Annotated in this window: 13 protein-coding genes; 4 read left to right on the top strand and 9 right to left on the bottom strand. The window is 55.8% G+C overall.

Going from position 1 to position 18405, the window contains the following annotated elements:
- Positions 1-7: 7 nt before the first annotated feature.
- The 4 genes from E1N14_RS18005 to E1N14_RS18020 all read left to right on the top strand — a co-directional run bounded on the left by E1N14_RS18005 (position 8) and on the right by E1N14_RS18020 (position 5949).
- A complete protein-coding gene (locus tag E1N14_RS18005) occupies positions 8-370 on the top strand; it encodes a DUF4144 family protein (protein WP_025008910.1) in 363 nt (120 codons plus the stop codon).
- Between the two features lie 119 nt (positions 371-489).
- Positions 490-1617: a site-2 protease family protein gene (locus E1N14_RS18010; protein WP_174539790.1), complete on the top strand. Its 1128-nt coding sequence runs from the start codon at positions 490-492 to the stop codon at positions 1615-1617.
- A gap of 196 nt (positions 1618-1813) precedes the next feature.
- Positions 1814-2875, top strand: a complete 1062-nt coding sequence (locus E1N14_RS18015) for an efflux RND transporter periplasmic adaptor subunit (RefSeq protein ID WP_025008908.1) — start codon at positions 1814-1816, stop codon at positions 2873-2875.
- Positions 2875-5949 carry an efflux RND transporter permease subunit gene (locus tag E1N14_RS18020; RefSeq protein WP_025008907.1) on the top strand — a complete coding sequence of 1025 codons (3075 nt, stop codon included), beginning with the start codon at positions 2875-2877 and terminating at the stop codon, positions 5947-5949. Before E1N14_RS18015 ends, E1N14_RS18020 begins: the two co-directional genes overlap by 1 nt.
- A gap of 92 nt (positions 5950-6041) precedes the next feature.
- Here E1N14_RS18020 and E1N14_RS18025 read toward each other — a convergent pair whose 3' ends face one another.
- The 9 genes from E1N14_RS18025 to E1N14_RS18065 form a co-directional block, all read right to left on the bottom strand.
- On the bottom strand, positions 6042-8831 hold the full coding sequence (locus tag E1N14_RS18025) for a M16 family metallopeptidase (protein WP_062793489.1): 2790 nt from the start codon (positions 8829-8831) through the stop codon (positions 6042-6044).
- Positions 8832-8899: 68 nt separating this feature from the next.
- Positions 8900-11260, bottom strand: a complete 2361-nt coding sequence (locus E1N14_RS18030) for a TonB-dependent receptor plug domain-containing protein (protein ID WP_025008906.1) — start codon at positions 11258-11260, stop codon at positions 8900-8902.
- Positions 11261-11613: 353 nt separating this feature from the next.
- Positions 11614-12471, bottom strand: a complete 858-nt coding sequence (locus E1N14_RS18035) for a pirin family protein (RefSeq protein ID WP_025008905.1) — start codon at positions 12469-12471, stop codon at positions 11614-11616.
- 99 nt (positions 12472-12570) lie between these two features.
- Positions 12571-13494 (bottom strand): phosphatidate cytidylyltransferase, encoded by a 924-nt coding sequence (locus tag E1N14_RS18040; RefSeq protein ID WP_025008904.1) that lies wholly within the window; start codon positions 13492-13494, stop codon positions 12571-12573.
- Positions 13491-14129 (bottom strand): lysophospholipid acyltransferase family protein, encoded by a 639-nt coding sequence (locus E1N14_RS18045; RefSeq protein ID WP_025008903.1) that lies wholly within the window; start codon positions 14127-14129, stop codon positions 13491-13493. The genes E1N14_RS18040 and E1N14_RS18045 overlap by 4 nt, the downstream gene beginning before the upstream one ends.
- 19 nt (positions 14130-14148) lie before the next feature.
- Positions 14149-14577, bottom strand: a complete 429-nt coding sequence (locus E1N14_RS18050) for a hypothetical protein (protein WP_025008902.1) — start codon at positions 14575-14577, stop codon at positions 14149-14151.
- Entirely contained in the window at positions 14570-15955 is a 1386-nt protein-coding gene (locus E1N14_RS18055) for a phosphatase PAP2/dual specificity phosphatase family protein (protein ID WP_062793490.1), read from the bottom strand. Before E1N14_RS18055 ends, E1N14_RS18050 begins: the two co-directional genes overlap by 8 nt.
- Entirely contained in the window at positions 15955-17724 is a 1770-nt protein-coding gene (locus E1N14_RS18060) for a bifunctional alpha/beta hydrolase/class I SAM-dependent methyltransferase (protein WP_025008901.1), read from the bottom strand. The genes E1N14_RS18055 and E1N14_RS18060 overlap by 1 nt, the downstream gene beginning before the upstream one ends.
- Before the next feature lie 25 nt (positions 17725-17749).
- Positions 17750-18364, bottom strand: a complete 615-nt coding sequence (locus E1N14_RS18065; RefSeq protein WP_062793491.1) for a CDP-alcohol phosphatidyltransferase family protein — start codon at positions 18362-18364, stop codon at positions 17750-17752.
- Between the last annotated feature and the right edge of the window lie 41 nt (positions 18365-18405).

Raw genomic sequence — 18405 nt, forward strand, 5'->3', positions numbered from 1 at the left:
AGCCCCTATGACACAGCCAGCCTGGCCAGCCATTCTGAAACCGGCAGATTCGGACGAACTGGTGTATCTCGAGAATGAAAGAGACTGGCTGGAATATATCTGCCTGAATCAACACCTGAGTTGCCAGGGCGATCAACTGATAGATTCCGGCGGCTTATGTTATCCCATACTTCCGGCCATTCGCTGTGACGAACCTGTACTGGCCTCATTGCCACAAATAGGCCCGAGCCATACGCAGCTCGAACTCACAGACCTCAAGCTGTTGGTGCAAAAGCACGCCGCCGCGCTCGGCAGTTGCTGCGTCGCCAAGTTAGCCTTTATCACTTTTCCCCAAGGACTGGAGATGGTGCGTTATCTGGACAGTCTCTAAGGCGTTCTGGCAAAGGGCTTGGGCCATTTACTGCGAACTGCGCCTTGTATCCAAACCTGTAAGCCGATGCAGAGCCCCCACGGACATGTTCGCACCTTCCCTGACAAAACCCGGTGCCCATGGGTATAATCGGCGCGTTTTCTCTCACCGGAGTCATAGATTTGCAACTTCTGAAAATAGATTGCTTAGGGAAGCCTCTGAGGCTGGAAGGTTCCATGGCGGGTTGGCAGCAACTTTTTTGGGATAACCAATTAGTCTCACAACAAGCCGCCAGCGCCGATGACCAAGGCATTGGCAGCCATGAGTTCAGCCTCAGTCGCGCCGATGGCAGCAGCATCAAGGTATGCCTGGAAACCCAGCTCAACTGGCAACCCTTTGAGCTGAGCTATCGCTTGCTCATCGATGAGCAAGTCACGATTGAAGGCAGCCGCAATAGCAAAGATATTGAGCGGCAAACACCGGACATAGCGCCGGTAAAACAGCAGAAACTGAGTCTGGTGGGGCTGGTGTCTCTGGGCTTCAAACTGCTCAAGAGCGCCAAGGTGATCAAGGTCGTCCTGGCAGGAGCCAGTATTGCCGCCTACTCCTGGCTGTTTTCCCTGCAGTTTGCCCTGGCTCTGATTGCCTGCCTGGTGTTTCACGAGTACGGCCATATCCGGGCGATGAAATATTTTGGCATGAAGACCAAGGGTATCTACCTCATCCCCTTCATGGGCGGCCTGGCCTTGTCCGATGAGAAGATCAACACCCGCTGGCAAGACGTGGTGATCTCCATCATGGGGCCAACCTTTGGCCTGTTGATGTCCCTGGCGGCCTTAGTGGCCTACTGGATCACAGGCAATCCCTTCTTTGCCGGTCTGGCGGCCTTTAACGCCTTGCTCAACCTGTTCAACCTGCTGCCTATTTTGCCGCTCGATGGCGGGCATATTCTCAAGAGCATCAGCTTTTCGATGAACAGTGCCATCGGCCTTATCGCCTGTATTCTGGGTGCTGCCATAGGGGTATTTATCAGCTACAGTCTGGGGCTGGCACTGCTGGGGTTCCTGTTGTTGATAGGCAGCGCCGAGATTCTGTTTGAGTGGAAACAGCGTCATCACAGTCATCTGTTACCGCTGGACAGATATGGGCAAGTGTTTTCCATTGTCTGGTATCTACTGACAGTGGCGGCTCTGGTGGCTGTTATCTGGCATCTGGCCGGTAGCGGTGATGACATGCTGGGACTGCCACTCAAGATATTGCAAAGCTGATTTAACACTCAGGTTGCAAGGCTGCCACAGCTGCGCGTCCTGGGTGCTACATTCAGGCAAATTAGTGCCTGAAAATCTCTATTGGGATCAAAAATCACAAAGATAGATCACCAATGCCTTAAATTGTCGGAATGCCCTGGATCCTGATTAAGGTAAACTGAATTGCTTACCGCTTAATCCATGATACAGGGCGTTTATGAAAACACTTTCAGGCTCCAGTCTTTGGTTACTGATCTTTTGTCTGCCAATTTCCCTATCACTCTCGGCGCAGGAGGTTCAACCCCCTCCGGTAACCGTAGAAGCGGTGAAACAGGCATCCTTTAGAGATGTCGCCAACGAAGTCGGTAAAATTCGGGCTATCGACTCTGTGGCCCTCAGTTTCAACGCCAGCGCCAAACTCACGGCGATCCACTTCAAAAACGGAGACATGGTCAAGCAGGGTGACTTGATTGCCGAGCTCGACAGTGTCAAGGCGCAAGCCGATGTCGACAAGGCCCGCAGCACGCTGGCTCTGGCGAAAACCAAACTGGAGCGAGTCAGAGGCCTGCTGGCCAAAGAGCCGGATTCACTGTCAAAACAAGATGTGGATGAGCTGGAAGAAAATGTGCAACTGGCCGCCGCCGATTTCAAACAGAAACAGGCCACCCTCGCCGATTACAGCCTCATCGCCCCCTTCGATGGCCAATTAACTTCCTTTACTCCCTCTATCGGTGCCCAAATAACCGCAGAGACACCTCTGGTAACCCTGTACCGCTTGGATCCGGTTGAAGTGCATTTTGCCATCAGCCAAGTCGAGTTCGGCAAGGCGCAGCGCGGTCAGGAGGTGCATCTCACAGTGGAGGCTTACAAGGGACGCGAGTTCAAAGGGCTGGTCAGCTATGTAGCGCCGGCTGTCGATGAGAGTTCGGGCCGGGTGGAGGTTCATGCGCAACTGAGCAACCCGGATCATGCCTTGGCTCCCGGAATGTTTGCCAACGTAAAGCAGATATTCAGCAAGGGGATCAAGCACTTGTTGGTGCCACAAAATTCCGTCATTGCCAATAATGAAGAACGCTTTGTCTGGGTACTGCAAGGCGATAAAGTCAGCAAGCGCCCTGTGTCACTTGGGCGCAACACCAATGACGGTTATGTCATCATCAAATCGGGGCTGCAAAACTCAGATACTGTGGTGCGAACAGGCATGCAAAACCTGCAAGAGGGAGGTGAAGTCAGAGTCCTGACCAATGCCTTATTGGCCACCGAAGAGGACCAACTCTGATGCGCCTGCCGGAAATCTGTATTCGCCACCCAATTTTCGCCTCGGTGATCAGCATAATGATAGTGCTGATCGGCCTGGTGTCTTTCGACAAACTGCCGATTCAATACTTCCCTGACTACAACACTCACTCGGCTTCGGTCAGCGCATCCATCAATGGCGCCAGCGCCGAATTCATGTCCGAGAATGTCGCCGATAAGCTTATCGACGCCGCCTCCGGGCTGGATAAGGTCGATACCATGACCACCGACTGTCAGGAAGGCAGCTGCACTCTGTCCATCAACTTCAGCAAAGAGATAGATGACATCGAATACACCAATTTGATGAACAAGCTGCGCTCCAGCGTTGAAGCCATCAACGACTTTCCCCAAAGCATGATAGACAAGCCCAGAGTGACAGATGACGTGTCGGCGACCCATTCTGCCAGCAATATCATCAGCTTTGTCAACGAGGGCGGTATGACCAAGCAGCAGATGTATGATTACATCAGCCAGCAACTTGTACCTCAATTCAAACATCTGTCCGGTGTGGGCGCCGTATGGGGCCCCTATGGCGGCTCACAGCGCGCCGCCAGGGTTTGGCTGAACCCGGATCAGATGAAGGCGCTCAATATCAAGGCCGCCGATGTGGTGGCCACCCTGAACACCTACAACGCCACTTTTACCTCGGGCACCATAGTGGGCAAGTCCCGCGACTTCTCCATCAACCCTCTCAGCCAGGTTGAAAACATAGAAGATATTCGCGATCTGGTGATCCGGGTCGATAGCGGCAAAATAATCCGGGTGAAGGATATCGCCAATGTCGTGATGGGCGAAGAGAACCTGCGGCCCAGCCTTTTGAGCATTGGCGGACATCAGGCGATGTCGCTGCAAATACTGCCGCTGGCCAACGCCAACCCTGTGACAGTGGCGCAAACCATACGTACCGAAATCGACAGGATGCAACACCAGTTGCCGGCCGGTCTCAAGATGCAGTTGGTCTATAACCAAGCCGACTTCATTCAAGCCTCTATCGAAGAGGGATTCTCTACCTTACTGGAAGCCATAGTGCTGGTGTCCCTGATTGTGGTGCTGTTTCTCGGCTCACTCAGAGCCGCTTCGATTCCGATTATCACCATTCCCGTCTGTGTCATAGGGGTATTTGCCGTTATGGCCTGGCAGGGGTTCACTATCAATGTACTGACCATATTGGCAATCATCCTCGCCATAGGTCTGGTGGTGGACGACGCCATAGTGGTGGTGGAAAACTGCTACCGCCATATAGAAAAAGGTGAAACGCCTTTTAATGCTGCAATCAAGGGCAGCCAGGAGATCATCTTTCCCATCATAGCCATGACATTGACACTGGCTGCCGTTTATCTGCCGATAGGTTTGATGTCCGGACTGACGGCCGATCTGTTCCGCCAGTTTTCCTTCACTCTGGCGGCGGCAGTGATCATCTCAGGGGTGGTGGCCTTGACCCTCTCGCCCATGATGAGTGCCTATTTGATTCAGCAAAGCCACAAACACCCGGCCTGGTTTCAGCGGGTCGAGTTGTGGCTGGAGCGTTTGATTGAGCGCTACAGCCAGGAACTGGATCTCTGGTTCAACCGTAAGCGTCTGTTGGCCGCAATTGCCTTGCTGCTGGTCGTTTCGGGTGGCGTACTCTATTGGTACATGCCCAAGGTACTGCTGCCCACAGAAGACAGCGGCTTTATTGACGCCAGCGCCAAGGGCCCCACCGGCGTTGGCCGCCAATATCATCTGAATCACAACGCCGAGCTCAACAGCGTTATGGATGACAACCCCAATGTAGCCGCCAATCTGGCTTATATCGAAGGCGGCCCGGTCAACCATGTGCTGCTGAAACCTTGGGGAGAACGCAGCGACACCGCCGCCGAAGTGATAGATCAACTGATAGCCAAAGCCAAACAGCAGGTGTCGGCCTACAACATGTCGTTCAGTGTTCGCTCCGCCGACGGTTTGAATATCCCCACCAATCTGCAACTGCAGTTGATGACGCTGGACAGAGACAAAGATGCCTTGGCCCACACCGCCGAGAAGGTGGTTAAGCTGCTGGAGGACTATCCCGGGCTGACCAATATCAACAACTCGACCCTCAGGGACTTGCCACGCTTCGATCTCAGCATAGATCGCAATGCGGTGATCCTTTCCGGCGCCAGCTACAGCGATGTGACCAATGCGCTGTCGACCTTTTTAGGCTCGGTCAAAGCCGCCGATCTGCACTCGGACGACGGCTTCACCTACCCTATCCAGGTTCAGGTTAACCTGGAGATGCTGGGCGACTTCAATGTGCTCAGTAAGCTGTATGTCACCTCTGAATCGGGTGAGGCGCTGCCGCTGTCGCAATTTGTCACCATAAAGCAGGCAACCGCTGAGTCGAATATCAAGACATTTATGGGTCGCGACGCCGCCCTAATCAGCGCCGATCTTATGCCGGGTTACTCCCCGGGAGAGATCAAACTCTGGCTGGATGAGCAACTGCCGTCGCTGCTGGCTCCATCACAGGGCTATGCCTACAACGGCATAATCAAAGAACTGATGGACTCCCAGGCAGGCACTCAGTCACTGTTTTTGCTGGCTTTGGTGTTTATCTATCTGATCCTGGCGGCGCAGTTTGAGAGCTTTGTCGATCCCTTGATCATTCTCCTCACTGTGCCCCTGTGTCTGGTGGGAGCCTTGCTGACTCTCAACCTCTTTGGCCAGAGTATGAATATCTATTCCCAGATAGGTTTGTTGACTCTGGTAGGCCTGGTGACCAAACACGGGATCTTGCTGGTCGAGTTCGCCAATAAGCAGCGTCAGGCCGGCAAAAGTGCCCTCGATGCCGCCATGGCCAGCGCCCGCTCAAGGCTGCGTCCTATTTTGATGACCTCGCTGGCGATGATCCTCAGCGCCATCCCATTGGCCATAGCCTCTGGCCCCGGCTCTCTTGGACGGATAAACATAGGCCTGGTCTTGGTAGGTGGCTTGTTGATGGGCACCTTCTTCTCGCTGTTTGTGGTGCCTGTGGCCTACTTGGCCATGAGCCAGTTAAAACAAAAAGATGTGCTGGCCAAGCTCAGAGGCAAGATCTAAGATTTTCGCCAACGCTCTATCACTTCTTACTCACACACTTTCCAACTCGCAAAAAAGCGCCACCCCGGGGGTGGCGCTTTTTTGCCTGTGTTTTACTCGCTTTCCGGTAGCATCACGGCCTCAAAGACCCGGCTTTGCCGGATAAACTGCTTAAGCAGGCTATTCAGCTCAGCGACTGTGACCTCCTCATTGAAGCGAGCTTTTTGTCCTATCTGCTGCGGCCCGCCCACTGTCATATAGCTTTGGCTGACCGCCTCCAGCCAACCGAGATTGGATTTAAGCTCCCGCTGCAGCCTGTCCTGACGCTGACGGCGCTTATTTTCCAGCGAATGGGGCGATACGCCCTCATCAGCCATCCGCTTGAGCACCAGATGCAGTTGCTGGATCAGTTCATCGACCCGCTCCGGATCGCTGCTGAAGCTGATACGGCCCGAGCTGAAATCTTCCCCTGGCTCCTGCCAGAACCAAGCGGTTACCCCATAAACGCCGCTGGCCTCCTCTCTGAGTTTGAGCCTCAGCTGCTCCTGAATAAGCTCCCCCATGAGCGACAACTGATAGGCTTGCTTTGCTGACCAAGGCTGCGGATAGGAGGTCAGATAGACCTCTGTTTCGGCTCTGGGCTCACCGGAGACAGGCATCTGCAGACGTTCCTTTGGGGTCGCCGGCCGAATCTGGTATTGCTTGCGCGCCTCCCTTTTTACCTCAATCCCCGCCAGATACTGCTCGGCCAGGCGAATGAGACGCGCCTCGTCGATATCGCCGACAAAGAACAGAATAAAGTCGGTATTACCCAGCATGTGACGGCGATAATCGGCCAGCAGCTCATCCTCGGTCAGGGTCGTCAGCAACTCGGGATCCGGGTTGTAAACCGTCGGCACTCCGGGATAGCGCTTGGCATCTATGGTGCGGGCAAACTGCTCCCCAGGGTCATTGGCATATTGTGCCCGGGTCGCCTGATACTCTTCGCGCCAGTGCTTCAAGGCATTCGATGCAAACTGTACCTGCTGCAACTTGAAGCGAAACAGCTGCAGCAGCGCCGCCAGATCATCCCTGTGGGCCCAGCCGGAAAAGCCCTGAGTCTGGCCGTCCAGCAAACTGGAAAGCACCAGAGGATAGTCGCTGTCATAGTAGTCGATCGCCTGCTGCGGCACCTCGCCGGCACCGAACTCGTCCGCCAGGTTCACCGCCAGACGCAGCTTTTGCGCCTCCGAAGGCGCCAGACTGCCCATCCCCCCGACAGTCAAGGCCTTGAAGTGCACGTCACCCGGGTTGAGATCAGATTGGCTGAATACCAGACGCAAACCGTTGCTGAGTCGATACTCCTTCAGGCGTCCTTCGGCGGCTTCACCGATAAAGCGACTGCTGCCGGCCTCGGCCTTGAACTCGGGCATCTCAGTGCTCTGTTGCCCGGCTTCAAAGTCGCCGTGCTGCCTGCTCATACTCTGCTGCCATAATGCATTGGCTTCAGCACTCGTCAGTGCCGATATCTCCCCGGCCCCAAGAGTCTGCAGCAATAAGCGGGAACTTGGCGCCGTTAAACGCGCCAGCGCCTGATTGATATCCTCGGTCGTCAGCGAGCCAATCAGCTCCAGGTTGAGCCGGGCTCTGTCTTTATAGCTCAGCCAGGGGTCGAGATTGGCAGCGGTAGTGACCAGGTCGCCGGCAATATCTATGCTGTAAACCGCCTTATCGGCGCGGCGCTGTTCCAATTTCAGTTGGCGTTTCAGCTGGGAAGCCACGGCCTTATCGCTGAAACCATGCTGCTTGAGGGTGGCCAGAAGATCAAACAGTGCACTGGCGGCGCTATGGTACTCACCCTTCTTGAGCTGCAAGGTGAAAATGCTCTGCCTGGTCTCACGGCCGATGGCCGAGGAGAAGAAAGCGCCCGACAGCAGCCAGTCTTGATGTTGCTTCTCCCACTGCTGCAGACGCAGATTCAGCATACGCCCGGCTATCTGCTCGGCCAGCTCGCGGCGATAACCGGTCAGCGAATAATCCGGCTCAAGCGGCGAGAAAAAGCTCAGCTCCAGCGCCGGCTCTTCGGCGCCGACTTCATGCACCTTGGCGGCCCTCAGGCCATCTTGCAGCGGTATGCCAAAGTCCACGGTTTCCAGCGGTGTAGTGGCCGCAGGCATGGCTCCCAGATATTGCTCGACCATGGCCTTGAACTTGGCGACATCTATATCACCGCTCGCCACCAGCGCCATATTATCCGGCCGATACCAGCGGCGATAAAAGTCGGCCACCCGCTTACCGGATACCTGGCGTATGGTTTCGGGATCGCCGATTGGATCGCGCGTCGCATAACGGGAACCGGCCATTTCGATGGCGGACTTTTTATCCCCCAAGCGCAGCATAGGCCCAAGCCTTGCCCGCCACTCCTCCAGTACTATGCCACGCTCGGCATCGAGATCGTCGCGGGCAATGCTCACCTCTGCCGCCCAGTCGGCAATAATTCTAAGCGCCAGCTCCAGAGTCTGCGGCCGGTTATCCGGCAGATTGAGCAGATAGACGGTATTTTCAAAGTCAGTGAAGGCATTGACATCTATGCCAAACTTCAGCCCGGCATCCTCCAGCGCACTGATGACGCTGTTGCCCTTAAAGTGCTTGCTGCCGTTAAAGGCCATATGCTCGACCATATGGGCCACGCCCCTTTGGTCGTCATCTTCATGCATGGAACCGGCGTTGACCACCAAACGCAGATACACGCGTTTGGCCGGGGCATCGTTGGGGGCCAGATAATAGCGAAAGCCATTGTCCAGCCGGCCCTGAACCAAGTCAGGATCGCTGTTCAGAGGCAGCATATCGCTGGTTTGACAGGCCGCCAGCAGGCAAGCCATCGCCGCCATCATCAGGCGGCCGAATCGTGTTTTAACAATCATCTCAGGATTTCCAGAACTCAACAAAAAAGCAGCTTCCGGTGAAGCTGCCCGTCACCACCACTCAGGGTTTAGAAGCGATAACCCACTTCCAGCCAGAACTGGCGCCCAGGGGTATAGAGGCCGTATTCGCCGTTCTGGTTGGCCTTGAGGCTATACTGGCGTACCTGGTTGAGCACATTGTTGATATCCAGCTGCAGATAGACCTCACCGCCCAGCGCCTGCGGCTCCCAGCGAATACGGCTATCCCACTGGGTGTGACTGCCGAAGTCATAGCTGCGGTACATCTCCAGCGCCGCCTGGCTGTTTACCGACTCATATCCCCGTACCGGCGCCTTGACGTAAAGCTTGTTGCCCCAGGTAATATTCCAGGCCGGTAACTCCATATCCAACCCAAGACGCACCATCCACTCTTCCTGGGATGAGTTGACCTTCTGCTCCATCTGGCGACGGCTCATCATGGCGCCATCAAGCATCACCGCCTCATCCGGGTTCATCGCCTTATCCAGATCGTTGCGATCTGTCTCCAGCCAATCGGCCGCCAGCGACCACTCCCATTGACTGGCACCTAAGGTCAGCGGCACTATGTTATTCAGTTGCAGGGTATAGACATGAACCTTGTAGTCTTCGCCATTGCGATAGTCGTCCACCTTGACGCTGCCTACCTGGCTTCTATGGGTCACCAGGCGATCGCGATAGTCCCTCAGGGTATAGCGACCACTCAGGCTTAAATTGCCTAGATTCTGGTGCAGCGCCAGGGTCAACTCATCGGAGAAGGGGGTTTTCAGATCCTTGATGCTTTCGTATCTGCGGGTGTGATCCTGGCTGAGTTTAAGTATTTCATCCGCCAGCTTCATCGAAGCGAAAGAGCGGCCATAGTAACGGTTAAGCCCGATATCCACCCGGGTGCCCTCGACGACATCCCAGTTGAGTGCCAGCCGCGGCGCCAGGTTGAGATTATTCAGGTAGTCATCATGCTCAAGCCTCAACCCGGGGCGGAATTGCCAGGCGCCGAATTTGATGGTGTCCTGCAGATAAGCCGCCGAGTTGCGGTGGCGGGTGTCTATGCTGCCGGCCAATACGGTTTGTTCATCGAGCGGCATCTCCATGCCCGACATTATCAAGCGGATCTCCTGATTGACCTCCCTTGGGCGGTAAAAATCATAGTCGGTCTGCTGGAAACTCAAGCCGGTTTCCAGGCTGTGACTGACATCGCCCCAATAGAGGCGTTTGAAGCTGATATCGGCCAGCAGTTGCAGATTTCGCTGCTTGAGACGACTGTCGCCATAGCCCCCCTTCTGGTAATCCAGCCCGCTATCGGCATCACTGATCACCAGCACGGTATCACTCTGGGAGTGACGCTCATCCTCAAAGCTGTCGTAGGCCGCCTTGAGGGACAGACTTCCCAGGCTGAACTCCCGCTCCAGACTCAGGGTCGACCCCAGTGCCGAGTGGCTGTCTTCAAAGTCATTGTCTATGTTCTCGCCCATAAACAGGCCTTCACGGTAGGCCGAATAACGCCAGTCCCAGTCGATTCGGGTCAAGGGATCCGGCGTCCAGGCCAGATTCAACAACAGGTTGTCCGATCTGCGGCTCTGATCCTGAGAGTCAACCGTGCCTTCTGCATCCATGATCCGGCTCTGGCGAATGCTGGAGCGGCGTTGACCAAAGGCCAGCACCATGCCCAGCTCATCGTTAATCCCCTGCTGCCACTGCCCAGAATAGCTGTGTTTAACAAAATCGGGCTGATAGATGGCCTTGCCGCCGTCGGGCCTGGCCTGCTGCAAAAACTCGTTGATGTTGGGATCGACCTTCTGGCTGGTCCAACTGCTGCGGCTGGTACGGTAACGCAGCTGGCCGCCGTTGACGCCGTTGTAGCTCAGAGTATCGGCCACTACGGCCCCACCGGTAAAGCCCCCCAGGCTGGCCGGCACATTGTTGTCATAAACGGTGATCCCGGCCAGCATGGCGGCGTCGAAGAAATAGGCCTGTTCCGAGCTCATCCCCGGTAAGACCCCGACACTGCCGTCAAACAGGCCTGAGCTGGGATCCAGATCGTTGTTGATATTGATGCCATCAATAAGAAACGCTGTCTGTTCAGACTCGGCGCCATAGATGGAGATCTTCGACGGTTTGATTTCACCGCCACTAAACCCTTCATCCAGCCCCTCCAGGCGCACCGCAGGGTTGGATTTGACCAAGTCGCTCAAGTTGCCATCGGCCGAAGGGGTACGGCGGATCATCTGCTCATCCAGAGTGCTTTTGCCATCCAAACCGTTATCAGCTCTGTCTTTGACTGTCACAACCGCGCTGGTTTCGGGCGACTCATTCGAAGAGGGCGCTTGTTTATTTAGCGTTTCGGCGCCGGATGCGGCGCAAAAGAGTACGGCTGCCACAGCCAAAGCCACGGCAGAAGGTGCGGGGTATTGCATATAAAACCTGACCAATGAGAATGATTCTCATAATTGTTACAGGCAAAATATTTCCCGACAAGATAGCCAAAATTCAGCCAAGGTAACAAGAATGTTTCGCAAAAAGCGCTACAAGTTTAACTTTTGGTAACTTTTTGAGAAAGGAGCAAACAATCAGACCCAGGCTAACCTTTAAAATCAATCAAAGGTGGGGTTGGACAAAACCCATCACAGGTTAACCGCACCGTATTCCAAATGACTTTTTAACGAAAAAATCTTAAAAATTTACATTTGTGTCAGCGCTGATGTGTTGTTTAGGCGAATAAAAGGCAAGAGGCGGCCACAGCAAAGCAGCCGTCTGTTGCCTATGTCAGTTAAACGGAACCGGATGGGATCTCACCGAAATCACCGTTTTGGTAGTCACGAATGGCCTGCAGGATCTCCGCCTGGGTATTCATCACAAAAGGCCCCATCTGCACCACGGCCTCACCAATGGGGTTACCGGCCAGAATGAGCAGACCCGCGCCCTTGAGACCGGCTTGCAGCTCGAGAGGATAACGACTGTCGAGCAGCAACATATTACCGGCCGCCAGTTGCTTGCCATCCGGCAGTTGCAATTCACCACTGTGCAGATAGAGCGCCAGTCGCCCCAGATGACTGAGATCCACCTCGGCTTGGGCTTCCGGCGCCAGCGTCAAATCGGCAATCGCCGCATCGCCGGCCAACCCGGTCAAGGGAGCACTGGCTTCAGTACCGGCGAAAAGCCAGTCACCGGCCAGCAGTCTCAGGCTGGCGCCGTCAGTTTCAAGCTGTTGGTGTTCATCGGCTGCGCTGTCCTGATACCTGGGCGGCCGCATCTTGTCCTTGGTCGGCATATTGAGCCAGATCTGAAAGCCATGCAGCCCCTCTTTGGCATCGGCCAACGGCATTTCGGAGTGGACCACACCGCGGCCGGTACTCATCCACTGCACCTTGCCTTCGCGGATGGCGCGGACATTGCCCAGTTGATCCCTGTGCTCAAAGCCGCCCTTGCGGATATAGGTAAAAGTTTCCATACCGCGGTGGGGATGCGGCGGAAAACCGCCGAGATAATCGCGTTCATCGTCGGAGCGGATCTCATCCAGCATCAGATAGGGATCCAACGCCAGAGCCTGAAAATCGGCGACCCGGCTGATATTGACCCCATCGCCGTCAGAGGTGGGTTGCGCCGGCAGTATTTGCAATATTTTCATCATTGGGCTCCTTCACTTTGGAATAGCCCCAGCTTACTGCCGACAAATAACAACAAAAAGCGCATTTATCCGCTATGAGTCTTCGACTTTATAGAAAGGTCACACCCACCAATAGCGCACCACATGGAAGAAAACCGGTGCGGCAAAACAGACAGAATCCATCCGATCCAGCATGCCGCCGTGACCCTCTATCATATGGCCCCAATCCTTGACGCCGCGGTCACGCTTGATGGCCGACATCACCAGTCCTCCGGCAAAGCCGAGCAGGTTCACCAGTAAAGCTATGATTGCCGCCTGCCAGGGGGTGAATGGGGTGATCCAGAACAGCGAAGTACCCACCAGCGTCGCCAGCAATACCCCACCGACCAGGCCTTCGAGGGTCTTGGAGGGCGACAGCTTGGGTGCCACCTTGCGTTTGCCAAACAGCTTGCCACAGCAATACTGCAGCACATCGGAGAGTTGCACCACCAGAATGAGCCAGGCGATCAGCAGCAAGTTACGCCCTTCATAACCCTCAATCTTCAAGGTCATCAGCGCCGGCACTGACGAGACACAATAAACGGCTATCATCAGCCCCCACTGCACCTTGGCGGTACGCTCAAGGTAACGTGTAGTATCGCCGCCAAGTGCTGCCAGAATCGGCATCAGCAGGAACAGATACACGGGAATAAAGATACTGAACATGCCGTACCAATGGATGGCTATCAGCAGATACTGCACCGGCAAGGCAAAATAGAAGGCTGCGACCAGGGCAGGATAATCGCTGGCCCGGGTCGGTGTCAGGGTTAAAAACTCCCTCAGCGCATAGAAAGATACCAGGGCAAACAGCAATATCACCCCATAGAGCCCGAACAGGAAAGCTATGCCTATGGCCAACACCATCATCCACCAGGCATCGATTCTGGCATTGAGATTGGCAATAACGGCGTTATTGCCCTTACGCCAGGCCAGCAAACGACCTATCAGGGTCGCTACCACCAGCAGTAGGCCTATGCCGGCAAACAACCACAGAGTCTGGTTCATACTTCCTCCCGTGACATCGCCAATAGTGCCAAACGCAAACGCTCGAGAAAGGCCACCTTGGTTTCCTGCGGCTGCAGCTTGATAGGCGTGCCGAAACTCAAAGTGCAGAGCAGCGGCAACGGCAGATAACGCCCCTTGGGCATGGCGCGATTGAGGTTGGCAATCCACACGGGGATCAGTTCCAGATCCGGGCGCGAGTGCGCCAGATGATAGATTCCACTCTTGAACGGCAACAATGGCGCCTCGCTCAGATTACGGGTCCCTTCCGGGAAGAAGATCAGCGAGTCACCCTCTGCCAGCGCCTTTTCCACCGGCGCCAGGGGATTGCCCTCACCATGGCTCTCTCTTGGAATAAGCACGGCATTGAATACCCGCTGAATAATAAAGCTCCTCAGCGCCGTCTTTTGCCAATACTCGGCGCCGGCGACCGGACGTGTCTTGCGTCTCAGCAAGGCAGGCAGTGATGCCCACAGCAACACAAAGTCACCGTGACTGCTGTGATTGGCAAAGTAGAGCCGCTGATTGTGATTGGCGCGGCAGCCAAGCCACAGGGCGCGGGCACCGGTGACCAACCTGGCCGCCGAGGTGATCCCAAAGGCGGTCAATCCCGCGAGCCAGCCGATTAGGGTATCCATAGATAAGGGTAAACTCCTCTTACAGGAAAAAGCGCCAGACGAGTAACAACACCAGCGCCGCGGCCTGCCCGGCAAAGCAGAGGAACAGACGCTTTAGCAGCGCCTGCGCCCCTTGGGCGCGCTGCAGCATACTGCGACCGGCCTGTTCTTCTTTAAGCCAGCCGAGCTGCTGCATGCTGTGATCCAGACGTTCGCAGGAATGCTCCCCTGCCAGAGCGGCAAACAGCTTGGCATCCAGCGCCACTCTGAGGCCGAAATACTGTCCGGCCAGTCCGAAAAGCACCATCAACAGGGCACTGAGCAGTTCCGGCCATCCCTGAAGCTTGCCGCCCCAGAGAAGCAGCAAAGGTGCCAACATCAAAACCGCACTGAACCAGCGCAGCGGCGCGGCATTGCCTAGTAAAGTGGCCACCAATTTTGCCAGATCCCGCTGCTGCGACTCAGGCATGTTGCACCTCTGGCGGGCAAAAACCTGACTTGAGCCGCTCCAGGTAAGCCAGAGTCTCTGGCTTGAAAACCACCTTGGGCCTGACGGCGGCAATCATCTTTGCGGCATCCAGGGCACTGCCGGCCCGACCGCTCAGCAGCAACCAGGCTGCCAATACCAAGGCGCTACGGCCATAACCCAAGGCGCAACATACAAGTAGAGTACCTGAGGTACGCAAACACTCGAGCCGCCTGACCGCTTCCAGGCAGTCCTGTTCATCCGGCAAACATAAATCCAGCATGGGCATAGGCTGATACCATTTGAGCTTGCCTTCGGTCATCCCCCGAGCGGGTGTCAGCAAAGCCTTGCCCGAATAGGGAAAGGGCAACTCGGCGCAGAGATCCAATATGGCATCATATTGCTGCGCTTCACTCATGGTGGGCATGCGCCCGAGCCAAACCCCGGGCAACACCTCTTGCGCCGCCACCTGGCCACCGGTCCAGAAACGGATATTGAGCCAGGCAAACAAACGATAAGGTAACAACAGCCAGCGACTGGCGAAGCTGGGATGGCCCAACTCACCCTTTTGAAAACCCGCGGCGGCAAACAGGAGATAATTGAGCGCCACCATGGCCAGCGCCAAGGCCAGCCAAAACAGCAGCATGCCAAGCAGACTCATGGGCCAGAGCAAGGCCGCGAGCAGCAGCAAGACGGCGCCCACGCCATAAGCCGTTGCCAGCTTGAGCCTGCGGGGTTCCCTCGCCAAACTCAAGCGGCTGAACGAATTTCGTGGCCACAGCCAGAGGCAGAACAGACCGGCCGCCAGCCCTGTGGGCAGGTCGATAAAATGATGTTGCCAGGTCGTCAGCACAGACAGGCCAATCAAGGCAAACCAGCCGTGGAGCAGATAACGCCAGGCGCCCTTGGCCCGCTGACTGTATTCACTCCAGAGCACCACCAAGAGGGCGATGTGCAAAGAGGGCGCCTGATTGAAAGGCTTATCAAACCCCATCAGGAGATCGAACAAACCACCAAAAACGCCGTCGAGCGGCGGGCGCTCAAAACTGAATTTAAGTGGCCAGATGAGAAAACAGCCGATACACAGAAGCTGTACGCTCAGCAGCCTGAGCCCCAGTCTGTCTATCCCCTTGCGGCTGAGGGGGAGCAGAAACGCCAGGCCGTAGAGAAGATCTATCGACCAGTAAGGCACTATGGTCCAGGGCCAAAGCGGAATGGCGTGCTCCCAGGAAAACACCAGACTGGGAACCTCACTTTGCTGCGAGGCATACCAATTGGCAAAACCATAGCTGGCAAAGAAAAACGGTGCCAACAAGGCCAGCCAAAGCAGGCTACGGCGAATGGTGCCGACCTCGCGTCGACGGGCGGGCAACTCAGGCATCAGTCGGCCTTACGCGCCATGGACACGGTAAATATGCCCCACTCATCCACTCTTTGAGTCAACTTGTGAAAGCCGTTGGCTTTGGTCAGTTGATCCATCTCCTGCTGACTGCGGCGACGCATCACCCAAGGCTGACCGTCTCTGTGGCTGGTCAGGGCCCGGCCGATGAATTCCAGCTGCGGATGCCAGGGCTGGCCCGTGTAGATAAGCAGGCCTCCGGGCGCCAGCGCCGCGGTAATACCCGCCAGGGAGCGGGACACCATCTCATTGTCACCAAACAGCTCGTAAAGGCCGGAGACTACCGCCAGGGTTGGTTTGGGCTCGACCGCCGCCAGCGAATCAAAGTCAAAGGCATCGCCCTTTTCAAAGCGCACTATGTCACTGAGGCCAAGCTCATCGATGAGGGCGCGGCCGTCGCGGATATTGATATCACTGTAATCACGCAGCAGCACAGAATCGGGCTTGATATCGCTGTTCGCCAGGCTCTCCAGCAGATAGCGGCCATGTCCGGCGGCCACATCCATCAAATGCAGCGGCTTTTCTTCCTTTCTCAGCGTCGACAGCGCCTGCGCCAGCAGCTCTTCGATATGGCGTTTACGCTGGCGTATGCCGCGCCAGCCAATGGCATTGAGATATTGTTTGTCGACAAAGCGGCCAAACTCCCCCTTGCCGGAGGGTGTGTTGCGATAGACATAGTCCAGGGTACTGCCCGAATCGAAGCCGCGCTCGAAACCCAGAGCGATGCCCTCTGAGTATTTCTCCCCCAGCTTCATCACTGCGCGGGTGGCTTGCCAGTACTTGGCCTGCCAGGAAGCCTCGGGCAGAGGGGCGGCGAGCGATTCACTCTCGGCGCAGCTCGGGCCGAATTTATCTTGCTGCAACAAATTCACTGCCGCCTGCGGCGAGGCGATATTGGCCCGCAGGAAGCGTCTAATCCTGGCTATCGGGTCGGCCCGGTCCAGCTCTCCCAGGGTGTCATGGTAAAAACCGGGCAGCAGGTGCAATTCTTTACGCTGGGAACCCAAACGCTCAAAAAACTGCTGCTGCGGCTTGCGCCGAACCACATAGTCGGCGCCCGAGATCAGTACCTGAGTCGGTACAGTAATCGCCTGGGCATTGGCCACCACCCTTTCAGCGGCATCATAAAGTCCCAACAACACATTGACCGAGATCGGTCTGGCGATCAGTGGATCTGTCTCAAAGCTGTATTGTCTGGCTGGGTCATGGGTCAACAGCTTGGCCTTAACATAGCTGTTGACGAAAAAGTTGCCCTTGAGGCTCCTCAGCAGCTTGAGCCCAGGGATAGCAAAAGGCACATAGAGTTTGACGCTGAAGGCCGGCGACGCCAGCACCAGCGCACGAATAGAAGGCGCATAGTCATGCACCCAGGTGCTGACCAGCACGGCGCCGACACTTTGGGCCACCACACACAGCTGCTCTTGGCTGAAACCATGTTTGCCCTCTATGTGTTCCACAAAGGTCTGAATGTCGCGGACACTGGTACCGAAGGAGGGACTGTCGCCTCTGGCGCCCGGTGATTGCCCATGACCACGGGCATCCCAGGCGAAAAAAGCCTGCTCAGGCAGCGCCAGTTCATCCACCAGGTGCGCCATTCGGCCACCGTGTTCATGGCCACGGTGAAACAGCAACACGGCCCCGGGATCCTCTTGTTCATTGGTTTCCAGCGCCGGCCAGAAACGATAAAACAGCTGGAATCCATCATGGGTAGTAAAAAAGTGTTCCTCGGGTACCCTTGCGGCATTATCCATATATTTCATTCCTTTGATAAACAACTTAACTTGCGCTCTCGCCCTGCTTCAAACCGGATTTTACCCGGTTGAATATGGTCAGGCAGAGTAACAGGAGAACCAATGACAGGATCAAATTGAGCCAGAATGGCGTCAACCAACCCAAGGCGACGGCCAGCCCCAGAATACCGAAGACAAACGCGCGATCGCTCTTGCCCATGGGGCCATCATAGCGGCGCTCTGCCCCCACCATCAGGCCTAGCACCCCGGCGTATTCACTGGCAACGGCCAGTAAGGTCAGGGCGATCACCAGTGCAGGTTCCACACCACCTAGCAAGGCAAAAGGCAGATAGAGTATCGCATCCGAAACAATATCGGCGAGCTCATTGAGATAGGCGCCGAGACGGGATTGCTGCCCAAACTCGCGGGCCAACATGCCATCTATGGCATTGAGCGCCATTCTTTTCAGCATCCACACCGGGATGAGGGCAAAGAGCCAAGGATGAGGCCAGATAAGCAACAGGATTCCCAGCAGTATAGAACCCAGCGCCGCCAACAACGTGACTTGATTGGCGCTGACGCCGCGCCGATACAGACGGGTAACCAGAGGCCTCAGTAGGCCCTGAAAGCGGGATTTCAACTGATAAACAGACAAACTCATTGGCTACAACATCCTAATCGAGAAAGGAAAGTTCTCACAGT

The sequence above is a fragment of the Shewanella algae genome (assembly GCF_009183365.2).
In the GTDB taxonomy this organism is placed as follows: Bacteria; Pseudomonadota; Gammaproteobacteria; order Enterobacterales; family Shewanellaceae; genus Shewanella; species Shewanella algae.

Excerpts from the sequence above, each read along its gene's own strand:
- E1N14_RS18005 (WP_025008910.1), top strand. The coding sequence starts at position 8 with ATGACACAGCCAGCCTGGCCAGCCATTCTGAAACCGGCAGATTCGGAC.
- E1N14_RS18010 (WP_174539790.1), top strand. The coding sequence starts at position 490 with ATGGGTATAATCGGCGCGTTTTCTCTCACCGGAGTCATAGATTTGCAA.
- E1N14_RS18015 (WP_025008908.1), top strand. The coding sequence starts at position 1,814 with ATGAAAACACTTTCAGGCTCCAGTCTTTGGTTACTGATCTTTTGTCTG.
- E1N14_RS18020 (WP_025008907.1), top strand. The coding sequence starts at position 2,875 with ATGCGCCTGCCGGAAATCTGTATTCGCCACCCAATTTTCGCCTCGGTG.
- E1N14_RS18025 (WP_062793489.1), bottom strand. The coding sequence starts at position 8,831 with ATGATTGTTAAAACACGATTCGGCCGCCTGATGATGGCGGCGATGGCT.
- E1N14_RS18030 (WP_025008906.1), bottom strand. The coding sequence starts at position 11,260 with ATGCAATACCCCGCACCTTCTGCCGTGGCTTTGGCTGTGGCAGCCGTA.
- E1N14_RS18035 (WP_025008905.1), bottom strand. The coding sequence starts at position 12,471 with ATGAAAATATTGCAAATACTGCCGGCGCAACCCACCTCTGACGGCGAT.
- E1N14_RS18040 (WP_025008904.1), bottom strand. The coding sequence starts at position 13,494 with ATGAACCAGACTCTGTGGTTGTTTGCCGGCATAGGCCTACTGCTGGTG.
- E1N14_RS18045 (WP_025008903.1), bottom strand. The coding sequence starts at position 14,129 with ATGGATACCCTAATCGGCTGGCTCGCGGGATTGACCGCCTTTGGGATC.
- E1N14_RS18050 (WP_025008902.1), bottom strand. The coding sequence starts at position 14,577 with ATGCCTGAGTCGCAGCAGCGGGATCTGGCAAAATTGGTGGCCACTTTA.
- E1N14_RS18055 (WP_062793490.1), bottom strand. The coding sequence starts at position 15,955 with ATGCCTGAGTTGCCCGCCCGTCGACGCGAGGTCGGCACCATTCGCCGT.
- E1N14_RS18060 (WP_025008901.1), bottom strand. The coding sequence starts at position 17,724 with ATGGATAATGCCGCAAGGGTACCCGAGGAACACTTTTTTACTACCCAT.
- E1N14_RS18065 (WP_062793491.1), bottom strand. The coding sequence starts at position 18,364 with ATGAGTTTGTCTGTTTATCAGTTGAAATCCCGCTTTCAGGGCCTACTG.